Genomic DNA, 11,671 nt, shown 5'->3' on the forward strand with positions numbered 1-11,671 from the left:
ACATCTTTACCAATTTACGAGATCATTACGCTACAGTTAACTCATCTGACCTGTTAAATAAATCCCGAATGGGAGCATCATATGAGCAATTTTCCACACCTTTTTACCCCCCTTGATTTGGGGCATACGGTTCTTAAAAATCGGATATTAATGGGCTCTATGCATACTGGGCTCGAAGAACATCCTGAGGGTAGCGAGCGCCTTGCCCATTTTTATCGTTTACGTGCAGAAAATGGTGTCAGCCTGATTATTACAGGAGGCATCGCACCTAACCCTGCAGGTGCGCTAACCGCCCATGGTGCTGTATTGAATAACTCAGCTCAGCTGCCATTTCATCGCACAATTACCGATGCAGTACACCAAGCGGATGGCAAAATCGCCCTACAAATATTACATGCAGGTCGATATGGATTACATCCATTATTAGTGGCTCCAAGTGCTATTCAAGCCGAAATTATTCCATTTGCACCTAGAGCGCTTTCAGAGGATGAGGTTCAAAATACCATTGATGATTTCGTGAATACCGCAAAATTAGCCCAACAAGCAGGCTATGATGGTGTCGAAGTGATGGGCTCTGAAGGGTATTTAATTAATCAATTCATTGCAAAACGCACAAATCATAGAACTGATGAATGGGGTGGCAGCTACGTAAATCGCATTCGTTTTCCTATTGAAATTGTACGGCGCATTCGTGAAGCTGTTGGGGCTAACTTTATTATTATATATCGACTTTCGATGTTAGATTTAGTGGAGGACGGTTCAACGTGGGAAGAAATAGAATACCTTGCTAACGAAATTGAAAAAGCAGGTGCATGTATGATCAATACGGGTATTGGTTGGCATGAAGCCCGCGTCCCAACCATCGCAACACAAGTCCCTCGTCACGCATTCAGTTGGGTCACCCAAAAATTAATGGGCAAAGTGAATATTCCATTGATTACCACAAACCGTATCAATGACCCATTTGTTGCCGAACAAATTCTAGCTAATGGGCAAGCAAATATGGTGTCAATGGCTCGTCCATTCCTTGCAGATGAAGCTTTTGTCCGTAAAGCCGCCGAAAACCGTGCTGACGAAATCAATACCTGCATCGGCTGCAATCAAGCTTGCCTTGATTTGATTTTTAGTGGAAAGCTTGCCAGTTGCCTAGTTAACCCCCAAGCTGTCAGGGAAATGGATTATCCCAATGAAAAAGCGGCTAAAAGTAAGTCTGTTGCAATTGTTGGTGCAGGCCCTGCAGGGCTTTCATGTGCCATTTATGCGGCCAAACGCGGTCATAAAGTGACTTTATTTGAAAAATCGAACCAGATTGGCGGGCAATTTAATTTAGCCAAACAAATTCCTGGCAAAGAAGAGTTCCATGAAACCATCCGCTATTTTTGCCGCCAATTACAGCTGCTAAATGTAGATGTTCGCCTTGAGCAATACGCTGATGCACAAAGCCTCTCAGGGTTTGACGAAGTCATTATTGCCACTGGCGTCACTCCACGTAAAATTCAGCTAGAAGGCGTTGAGCATCACAAAGTGGTTTCCTATATTGACGTTATCACCCACCAGAAAACGGTTGGTAAAAATGTGGCCATTATTGGTGCTGGGGGAATTGGTTTTGACGTAGCAGAACTCTTAACGCAAGAAGGTAAAAGTAGCAGCCTAGATACTTCACTGTTTAATCAAGAGTGGAACATTGACCCAACTATTCATTCAACAGGGGGAATTTACCCGAAGAATAAAAATACCGTAGGGTCGCCTCGCCAGCTCTATTTATTGCAACGAAAAAATAGCAAGGTAGGGGCAGGACTAGGAAAAACAACGGGTTGGGTTCACCGATTGTCACTGATGAAGCGCGGTGTAAAAATGCTCAATGGCGTGGAATACATGCGTGTTGACGATGAGGGTTTGCATATTCGTTATCAAGATAAAACGCAGTGTTTGCCTGTCGATAACGTGGTGTTATGTGCAGGGCAAGAGCCTTATCGCCCATTAAAAATTCAGCTCGCTGAACATGGAATTGATGCCCATGTCATTGGTGGAGCAGATGTGGCCGCAGAGCTGGATGCGCGTAGGGCTATCGAACAAGGCATGAAAATCGCTTATCAGCTTTAACTCTCCCTCCCCCTTTTCCCTCTTGGTTGAATGTATTGAGCAAGAGGGAAAATTTAATACCTATCTCAAAGACCCAGTGCTATTTATATGTTTACCTCACTTCAACGCCACTAATTGTTATGTTATAACATATCTTTTGCATTCTAAATTACTGAGGCTCTATGTCATTGACTACCGAAACACTCACCACCCCACTCGCAGATGCACAACTACAAAGTGATACTCACAGCCAAATAGGGCTTGATTGGGTGGGTATGACAGGGATTGCCTTACCCATCGAGTTAGCAGGTCGCCCTGTTAATGCAAATGTCGATATTGGGATTAATTTCCAAGGACAAAAAGGCATTCATATGTCTCGTCTTTACCAATCCCTAGATGCACTTACCCAAAGTGAATTAACTTGTGATTTGCTAAGGCAAACGTTAGAACAGGCGTTGTCTTCTCATATTCAAACATCCTCTAAAGCTTATCTTCGTATTTATGGTGATATATTGCTATCTCGCCGCTCTTTAGTCTCTAATCAGTTTGGTTGGAAGTCTTATCCTATTGAAATAGATGTTAATTTTAAAAATTCATTCCCTATTATGTTAAAGGTTGGCGTGCCTTATTCTTCTACCTGCCCCAGTTCAACCGCGCTTTGTGCCCAAGTGATGCAACAGCAATTTGCACTGGATTTTGATAACCAAGCGCCCCTATTACCGCAAGCTCAAGTCCTTGATTGGCTGGTTAAGCAAGGCTTGCCTGCAACACCTCATAGCCAAAGAAGCTGGGCGTGGGTTACTGTAACCTTAAACGCCGAGGGGAAAGAACTGCCCGTTATTGAATTGATAAACCGCATCGAAAACATCCTTCTCACACCTGTTCAAACCGTGGTGAAACGCAGTGATGAGCAAGCATTTGCCATCACTAATGGGCAAAACTTAATGTTCTGTGAAGATGCGGCAAGAAGGTTAATCAATGCGTTTAGTCACCAATGCCAATTTGACGAAGTTACCGTTGAAATAGACCACCAAGAAAGTTTGCATGCACACAATGCAGCTGCACGCACAAGCTGGAAACGAGGTGACCATGCTGCGTAAAAACCCATCAGGCCATGTGCCTGTTGTTTCTGAAAAGGCTTACATTGACCCAACAGCGATTATTTGTGGCAAAGTCATTATTGAAGATTACGTGTATGTGGGGCCTTATGCGGTGATCCGCGCAGATGAACTGAATGAAGACGGAGATATGTCACCCATAGTGATAGGCTCGCACTCAAATATTCAAGATGGCGTAGTGATCCACTCCAAGAGTGGTGCTGGCGTACATATCGGGTCACACACGTCTATCGCTCATCGTGCCATTGTCCATGGGCCTTGCGAGATTGCACAGCGAGTTTTTATCGGCTTCAATAGCGTTTTATTTAATTGTGTGATTGGCGAAAACTGTGTAATCCGCTACAACGCGGTGGTTGACGGCCTAACACTTCCCCCTGCTCGCTATATTCCCTCTTGTGTACATGTTAACGGGCACAGTGATTTATCGGGTTTCAAACAAGTTGATCGCGCTTCATTGCAATTTTCGGAGGAAGTCGCGGCAACCAATGTTCAGTTAGTTGAAGGCTATCGCCGATTACGTAATGAATTTTAATTCAAAAACAAAAAAGGCAGAATATCTATTCTGCCTTCTCGTTTATCACATAAAACTATTAGTCGTTATGGGAGAACTGAGCCTCTGAATTTGCGAGTTTTTCATCTTCTGCCAAACAAACTGCTGCCGTAAATAAAACATCAGTGGAAGAGTTCACTGCAGTTTCCGCTGAATCTTGCAGTACACCAATCATCACACCAACAGCAACGACTTGCATCGCAACATCATTTGGAATACCAAACATATTACACGCTAATGGGATCAATAATAATGAACCACCCGCGACACCTGATGCACCACAAGCACACACTGCAGCCACGACACTTAACAATAATGCAGTCGGGATATCCACTGGAATACCTTTGGTGTAAACCGCAGCTAACGTCAGAACAGTAATCGTTACCGCAGCCCCTGCCATATTAATGGCTGCGCCTAATGGAATAGAAACAGAATAAGTGTCTTCATGGAGATTCATGCGACGGCACATTGCCATGTTCACAGGAATATTCGCTGCTGAGCTACGAGTAAAGAATGCGGTAACACCACTTTCACGTAAACACGCGAACACTAATGGATAGGGATTACGCTTTAATTTCCAATATACAATCAACGGGTTGACAACTAAAGCGACAATAATCATACAGCCTAATAAAACAGCTAATACATGGAAATAGCCTTTTAACGCTTCAAAACCCGTTGTCGCAATTGTTGATGACACTAAACCAAAAATACCTAATGGTGCCAATCTAATAATGACTCGAACTAATTGAGTCACACCATTAGAGAAATCAAGTAACAGTGTTTTTGTCGTATCCGTCGCATGTCGAAATGCAATACCTAAACCGATAGCCCACGCTAAGATACCGATATAGTTACCATTAATCAGCGCATCAACGGGGTTAGTAAATACATTGTTTAATAGGCCACTTAAAACTTCAGCAATGTTTCCTGGTGGATTCATTTCTGTTTCACTGCCCGCCAAGGCAAGTGTTGATGGGAATATAAATGAGGCAATTACCGCCACTAATGCAGCGAAGAATGTCCCTAAAATATACAGAACCAAAATTGGTTTAATACTGGTTTTTTGCCCTTGACGATGGTTAGCAATGGAAGACATTACCAATACCCACACCAAGACTGGTGCAACCGCTTTTAACGCGCTCACGAATAAATGACCTAACAGCCCTACGTTTTTTGCTGCCGATGGCCATAACCATGCCAATAAAATACCTGCAACTAAGCCAACCAATATTTGCTTGACCAAGCTACCGTGAGTGATCACTCGCCATAACCCTGTTTTATTTGTATCCATAGTAGACCTATATTATTTATCTTTATTAGGAATTAAATGTGTTTGCAGAGCCAGTATAAGGAATAAATACCTTGTGAAAAGGCTATTATTCAAAATATACACAATGATTGATTTTACTTAACAAATATTTTACATAACTGTGATCGCAATAGAGTTTTGTTTCTTATAGTAGAATGGCATAAAGAAGAATGGTTGAATCTTTTCAGAGGGTTAAAACAAAAATCCCCTACCTCATCGGTAAGGGATTTAAATTTTGAAGGGAATTATTTGCTTTTTGCTTCGTTACGTTTGTTAACAATTGTATTAATGATTAATGTTACCACCAATATTGCGGCAATCGTTCCCAACGAAATCGGCGTTGGAATATGGTAGATGTCAATAAGCAGCATTTTTATACCAATAAAGCTTAAAATTACCGCTAAGCCATATTTTAACATTGAGAACTTCTCTGCGACCCCTGACAGCAAGAAATACATCGCACGTAACCCTAAAATAGCAAACAAGTTAGACGTTAAAACAATAAACGGGTCAGTGGTCACTGCGAAAATAGCAGGAATACTATCCACTGCAAATATGACGTCGCTGATTTCAACTAAGATCAACACTAAAATCAGTGGCGTTGCAAACAACACGCCATTACGTTTAATAAAGAATTTTTCGCCATGCAGCTCATCCGTCATCCGAAGATGTGAACGCACCCACTTCACTAACGGTTTATCATTAATTGGCGAGTCATCTTCTTTGGCAAAAGCCATTTTAAGCCCCGTAAACAGTAAAAATAGGCCGAAGATATATAAAATCCAACTAAACTGTGTAACCAACCAGCTACCAGCAAAAATCATGATAGTTCTTAATACGATAGCGCCCAAAACACCATAAACTAAGACTCGGCGCTGTAAACTGGCTGGAATGGCGAAATAGCTAAATAACATCAACCAAACAAAAACGTTATCCACTGCCAAGGCTTTTTCTAACAAGTAACCCGTTAAAAATGCCATCGTTTGGCTATCAGCAAATTCACGGCTTACATTATCATTGAGATACCACCAAAAACCTGCCGCAAAAATTAGCGAAAGCGTGACCCACACAATACTCCAAGCTGCAGCTTGCTTCATCGACATGGCTTGGCCTTTGTGTTTACCCTGCCAAAACAAATCGATAAGTAACATAAGTAAAATAATAACTGCAAAACTACCCCATAAAACAGGGTTACCGACTGAGTGCATTTTCCTATCCCTTAAAAAACAAAAAACGGCTGATATCCAGAAGACATCAGCCGCTTAAAATTCTTTAACCTCAAGGAGTTATCTATTGGTTGTAAATTATGAGCAAACCTCGCCTTCTGGCAAGGTCTCACTTACAACACAATTAACCCAAGGACAGGCACTGTGGTGCTCGGCTACCGGGTGTAATGTGTACACCGTAATGACGATAAACCGACAAGAAGAAGTTACTCCCCTTTGCTATGCGCAAAATATACGGTAAATAATCTTAAAATGCAATAATTAGCTATCTTAGATTTAACGATGTTTTTTTGTGTTAAAAAACAAATTAACTTCAAATTTTTGCATTTTATAGCGAGAAACCTCTACTAATGTGCGTTTCTAGCCAGTTTCCCTTGTTACAATTGGTATGATTAATTGTAAAAATACGGCTCAACTTAAATGAATTCTAAAAATATGCTTAAAATTTGCTGTTTAGTTATTTTCTGTTTTGTTAAAGTGAGCGTGCTTTACACTAACAGCCTGAGGAAACAACGCTTTCACTCAGGTATTCACTTAATCCATTTCTCCCTGCCCAACAACAAGTTTGTTGCTGTTATTGCCGTTTAGGAAACATTAATGGAATTAGTTAAAGAACTTTTTTTTGCCCTTTGGCACCAAGATTATGTCACGCTCTCTAACCCATCATTGATGTGGGCTATCTACCTTATGCTGTTTGCTATCCTGTTTCTTGAAAATGGGGTTTTACCCGCAGCCTTTTTGCCTGGTGATAGCTTATTGATTTTAGTGGGTGTTCTGATTGCGAAAGGCACCTTGAGCTACCCTCTAACCATCGTGATTTTAACAGCAGGCGCAAGCTTAGGTTGCTGGGTAGGTTATATACAAGGTCGCTGGCTAGGAAATACAAAGATAGTCAAAGGCTGGCTCGCACATCTCCCTGAACATTATCACCAACGGGCTCATGGCTTATTCCACCGCCATGGTCTTGCTGCTCTGTTAATAGGTCGTTTTCTCGCCTTCGTAAGAACATTACTGCCGACCATTGCAGGTTTAGCAGGCTTGAAAAATGCTCGCTTCCAAGTGTTTAACTGGTTGAGTGGCTTATTGTGGGTGCTTATTTTAACCGCTATAGGTTATGGTTTTGGTAAAAGCCCGATTTTCCAGCAATATGAACATCGTATTATGAATGTATTGATGTTAATCCCTGTTTGTCTGTTAGTTATCGGTTTAGTCGGCAGTATTGCTGTCGTTGTAAAGAAAAAACTGTCAGGCAAAAAAGCAAACTAATTCAATTTGCGGGGGCGTTTTGCTTCCCCGCATTTTCACTTTTACTCATTTTTACTTTTCTGTTTATTCTCTGTAAAAAACTTCATTAATCTACTGATTAAACCGCTATTTTTTAGAATACTCTATTTGTCATTTTTTGTTTATTGCACATAACAATTCCGAATATTTGATTGCACTTAGTGTAAAAATCGCTATTGTTAATACTACGAATGCGCTTTTTCTATTGATAGGAGGTTGTATATGTCATCGAATCATTCATCAGACGAACTACGTGCGGAGCTCCGTGCTTTAGCCGATTCTCTGGAAGCGATGCTTAGTGATACCGGCGAAAAATCGAAAGAAGAGATCGAAAGCTTAAAATCAAAAGCACAAGAAGCACTGTGCTCATCTCGCGCAAAACTCGGTCAAACCACCGAAAGGATCACCGAGCAAACCAAAGAAATTGCGGGGCGCGCAGATAACTACGTAAAAGAAAACCCATGGACAGGCGTCGGTATTGGCGCAGCAGTGGGTGTTGTTCTTGGCGTGTTACTCGCTAAACGTTAATTGCTTATGGAACCAAACCAGCAACGCCAGGGCCCCGGTAAAGGGGTCCTTGAAACTTTACGGCGCATTGCCAATATTTCAGTGGGTATGGTGCAAACGCGTCTAGAGTTAATCGCCGTTGAGCTAGAAGAAGAAAAGCTCAACCTTATCCAACTTCTTTTATTGGTTGGTTTAACGCTACTCTTCACCGCATTTGGTTTGATGTGCTTACTCGGCTTAATTTTTTGGTCTGTTGACCCAATTTACCGTTACCAAGCACTGGCGATGACAACAGGTGCATTAATCCTGCTTGCCATTATTTTTGCCATTTGGGCGTTAAAAAAGGCAAAACAATCAACCTTACTAGGTGCAACACGGGAGCAACTCGCTCAAGATGCCAACGCGTTAGCGAGAAAGGATGATGAACAAAAATAAGCAGCAATTACTGGTAGCCAAAAAGCAGCGCTTAATTAGAAGAATTGAGCGCCAACGCCAAGAGTTGGCTGAAACGTCCTCTGACTGGCTACACACTACCGCACCTTATGACCGTGCTTGGCAAACGATCGTGACCTTTCGCCCTTTAGTCATTGCCGCCACAGGCTTGCTCTCTGTCTACTCCCTTCGCAAACCACAAAAAATTCTATTATTAGGTCGAAAAGCCATCACTATTTGGGGCTTAGTTCGTTCAATTCAAAGCGCAATTCAAACCAGCAAAAAATAACCGCCCCTCCATCTGAGAATAATTCATTATTATTCAATAGGATAAATAACATATCTTTCTAGTTTTTATTTCCCCAATAAGTTCATTCAATTTTTTTGTCTATCTTTGTTAATAACCTTAGCTTTTTATTGAATGAGCAAATAGCTACTATAAGCCCATCAAATGATTTCTAGCCAATTTGTGCTAAAAATAACTTTATAAAGCGACATATATCGCAATTAACTCATATTTAATGACTTATTAGTCTGGAGAATCTCGATGAAAAATTTAGAAAGTGGTGCGATATTATTGGCCCGTATCATGATGCCAATCCTGTTTATTGTCGCTGGATATGGAAAATTGGGTGATGCTTATGCAGGCACACAACAATATATGCAAGCCATGGGTGTTCCTAGCTTCTTATTACCTTTAACAATTTTATTAGAATTAGGCGGCGGATTAGCGGTTCTGTTTGGTTTCTTAACTCGTACCGTTGCTTTGTTCACTGCAGGTTTCACTGTATTAACCGCATTGCTGTTCCACATCGACTTTAGTGTGGCACCAAACAGCTTGATGTTTATGAAGAACTTTACTATCGCGGGCGGTTTCTTACTGTTAGCGGTTACAGGCCCAGGTAAATTCAGTATCGATCATTTACTCGGCAAAAAATGGTAATACGCGTTTCATATCACCCTTATTGATTTCTGATTTGTCTTCATTTGTTTGTCCAACTTACACCTCCCTCGGGAGGTGTTTTTTTATTCAAAATAATTGTTTTGAAGTTAATAGAAACTAAATCATCGTTATCAGTAAATGAAAATTAATCTGAGCAGCTTTATTTATTCTTGTTGAATCACCACTGATATCACGTGGCTCGTAAACTCTAAATAGTTTGGAGTTGTAGGTAGGCGGCAAATGGAGTCATCCCGTGAGCATACATAAGTATGTGACTCGGGTGACTCAATGAAGCCAACACCCCTACGACTCAAAATATGACGAGTTTACACCCTAAATAATTTAGGGATCTCACGCAAACACCACGACTTCGCCTCCCCCATACTATCCCTCCGCCACGCCATAATAATTGTCGTCTCATGGCTAAACTCGGCCCCGACAACTTTCAAGCGCCCTTCGCGAATATCTTGCTCCACCAACGGATACGGCATTGTCGCTACACCAAGTCCAGCTAATAATGCATTACGCTTATCTTCGATACTAGAAACCGTCAAACGCTGCTGTTTATCCAACAATTGTACGGTGATCACAGGACGTTCACGAGCTGTATCAGCAACGGCAATCCCACGGTATTTCACTCTCGTCACATCAGAAAGTGGCTCTGGCTCTTGATGGATGGGATGATCTGGACTCGCTACGTAAATATGGTTAATGGTGTATAACGGCTTCGAGTTAATTTCTGACGATGAACGAAAGTGCATATCGGGCGCAATCACAATATCTGCCTTACCACTTTCAAGACGCTCCCATGCGCCTGCCAGCACTTCTGTAATCAATGATAATTGCGTTTCTGACTTTTCAGCCAAACGCTCCACTAATGGGAACAACGACTGGGCTGGCACCAATGCCTCACAAACAATTGTTAAATGGGTCTCCCAACCTTTAGCAAGTGCTTCAGCATCTGATGTCAGCTTATCCGCCGCTTCGAGTAAAATACGGCCTCTATCCAGCAGCATTCTGCCGACATTGGTAAATTTAGTTCTATGTCCTGAACGGTCAAACAAAATTACATCGAGCTCTTCTTCTAACTTTTGCATGGTATAGCTTAGCGCGGATGGCACTCGACCTAACTCCTCTGCTGCCGCTGCAAAACTGCCACGTCGGTCGATTGCATCCATCACCCTTAATGATTCAAGCGTTAATGCTCTCTCTTTACTCATGATGTATCTCTTTCAGGAAATTTGAACAAGGGAAACAGATTAACTGGCTAACAATTCAACGTCCAGCTATTTATTATAACAATAGATTATTAACTTATTATTTGGATGAGGGTTAACCATTATGATGACATTAAGACCCGTTAACCATTGCGGAAAAGCAGACTATGGTTGGCTACAAGCTCGCTATGCTTTTTCTTTCGGCCACTATTTTGACCCAGACTTTATGGGATTCAAAACATTAAGAGTACTGAACCAAGAGGTTATAGCGCCGCAAAACTCATTACAGCCAAGAATGTATCCCCATGTCGATATATTAAACATCGTGCTAAAAGGGCATGCGCAATACCGTGATAGCTTAGGGAATACCATTGATGCAAACGAAGGTGATTGCGTACGATTTTCACCCCGCCCAGACCTGAGTTACAGCGAGCAGAATATCTGCCCACAGACGCCATTAACACGCCTACAACTTTGGTTAAATGCATGTCCACAGCAAGAGTCATTACCGTTGCAGAAAGTGACGATTTCTGAAAATGAAAATTGCCTTGTGGCATCGCCAGATGGCGAAAAAAACAGTATTCAGTTACGTCAACAAATTTGGATAAACCAAATTCACTTAGCGCCGAAGTCATCATCCACGATATCCATAAAAGGCCAAAATGCCTTTTTGCAATCAATACATGGTGGCGCCACTTTGCGCAATAAACACGGTGAGGCTTTAACCATGAATTGTAATGATGGGGTCTTTTTACAAAATGAAGACGAGTTTGAAATTACTGCTGATAAAGATTTTCGCGGTTTATTGATTGACCTAGGTGAACAAAACTAAGTTTACTGGCAACTTCCTGTCACCATTAATCCAGAATCCCTCATATTTAGTCGAGTATGAGGGAAAATTTGCGAGCCGTTTCGCAAATTTAATCATTTACATATCCTATATATTGACAAGCCTGTGATAGAGTCCAGCCATTAGCGAGTGAGAAATTTAACTATTTTT

12 protein-coding genes are annotated in these 11,671 nt (G+C 41.6%); 9 read left to right on the forward strand and 3 right to left on the reverse strand.

Annotated elements, in window-relative coordinates; genetic code table 11:
• Positions 1-81: 81 nt before the first annotated feature.
• The 3 genes from M1F05_RS17280 to M1F05_RS17290 all read left to right on the forward strand — a co-directional run bounded on the left by M1F05_RS17280 (position 82) and on the right by M1F05_RS17290 (position 3,732).
• Complete coding sequence (locus tag M1F05_RS17280) at positions 82-2,103, forward strand: NADPH-dependent 2,4-dienoyl-CoA reductase (protein WP_206083609.1); 2,022 nt, start codon at positions 82-84, stop codon at positions 2,101-2,103.
• A gap of 161 nt (positions 2,104-2,264) precedes the next feature.
• Positions 2,265-3,182 carry a GTP cyclohydrolase FolE2 gene (gene folE2, locus M1F05_RS17285; protein WP_206083608.1) on the forward strand — a complete coding sequence of 306 codons (918 nt, stop codon included), beginning with the start codon at positions 2,265-2,267 and terminating at the stop codon, positions 3,180-3,182.
• Positions 3,172-3,732, forward strand: a complete 561-nt coding sequence (locus M1F05_RS17290; protein WP_206083802.1) for a carbonate dehydratase — start codon at positions 3,172-3,174, stop codon at positions 3,730-3,732. The genes folE2 and M1F05_RS17290 overlap by 11 nt, the downstream gene beginning before the upstream one ends.
• A gap of 58 nt (positions 3,733-3,790) precedes the next feature.
• Here the strand turns inward: M1F05_RS17290 and sstT are convergent, their stop codons facing one another.
• A complete protein-coding gene (sstT, locus tag M1F05_RS17295; protein WP_206083607.1) occupies positions 3,791-5,044 on the reverse strand; it encodes a serine/threonine transporter SstT in 1,254 nt (417 codons plus the stop codon).
• 263 nt (positions 5,045-5,307) lie between these two features.
• The gene (locus tag M1F05_RS17300; RefSeq protein WP_206083590.1) at positions 5,308-6,270 is read right to left on the reverse strand and encodes a TerC family protein; all 963 of its coding nucleotides are present in this window, start codon (positions 6,268-6,270) and stop codon (positions 5,308-5,310) included.
• Between the two features lie 615 nt (positions 6,271-6,885).
• On the opposite strand from M1F05_RS17300, the gene M1F05_RS17305 reads away from it, so the two are divergent.
• From M1F05_RS17305 to M1F05_RS17325, 5 genes are all read left to right on the forward strand, one after another.
• Positions 6,886-7,554 (forward strand): DedA family protein, encoded by a 669-nt coding sequence (locus tag M1F05_RS17305; protein WP_206083589.1) that lies wholly within the window; start codon positions 6,886-6,888, stop codon positions 7,552-7,554.
• A 240-nt stretch (positions 7,555-7,794) separates the two neighbouring features.
• A complete protein-coding gene (locus M1F05_RS17310; RefSeq protein ID WP_206083588.1) occupies positions 7,795-8,100 on the forward strand; it encodes a DUF883 family protein in 306 nt (101 codons plus the stop codon).
• A gap of 6 nt (positions 8,101-8,106) precedes the next feature.
• A complete protein-coding gene (locus M1F05_RS17315) occupies positions 8,107-8,514 on the forward strand; it encodes a phage holin family protein (RefSeq protein ID WP_206083587.1) in 408 nt (135 codons plus the stop codon).
• The gene (locus M1F05_RS17320; RefSeq protein WP_206083586.1) at positions 8,501-8,800 is read left to right on the forward strand and encodes a YqjK-like family protein; all 300 of its coding nucleotides are present in this window, start codon (positions 8,501-8,503) and stop codon (positions 8,798-8,800) included. Before M1F05_RS17315 ends, M1F05_RS17320 begins: the two co-directional genes overlap by 14 nt.
• 258 nt (positions 8,801-9,058) lie before the next feature.
• A complete protein-coding gene (locus tag M1F05_RS17325) occupies positions 9,059-9,454 on the forward strand; it encodes a DoxX family protein (protein WP_206083585.1) in 396 nt (131 codons plus the stop codon).
• A gap of 326 nt (positions 9,455-9,780) precedes the next feature.
• On the opposite strand, the gene M1F05_RS17330 is transcribed toward M1F05_RS17325, so the two are convergent.
• Positions 9,781-10,674, reverse strand: a complete 894-nt coding sequence (locus M1F05_RS17330; RefSeq protein ID WP_206083584.1) for a LysR family transcriptional regulator — start codon at positions 10,672-10,674, stop codon at positions 9,781-9,783.
• Positions 10,675-10,795: 121 nt separating this feature from the next.
• Here M1F05_RS17330 and M1F05_RS17335 point away from each other — a divergent pair, with 121 nt between their 5' ends.
• Positions 10,796-11,503, forward strand: coding sequence for a pirin family protein (locus tag M1F05_RS17335; RefSeq protein ID WP_206083583.1), 708 nt, complete (start codon positions 10,796-10,798; stop codon positions 11,501-11,503).
• Positions 11,504-11,671 lie beyond the last annotated feature (168 nt).

Source organism: Providencia sp. PROV252, from assembly GCF_033676005.1.
Classification (GTDB): domain Bacteria; phylum Pseudomonadota; class Gammaproteobacteria; order Enterobacterales; family Enterobacteriaceae; genus Providencia; species Providencia vermicola.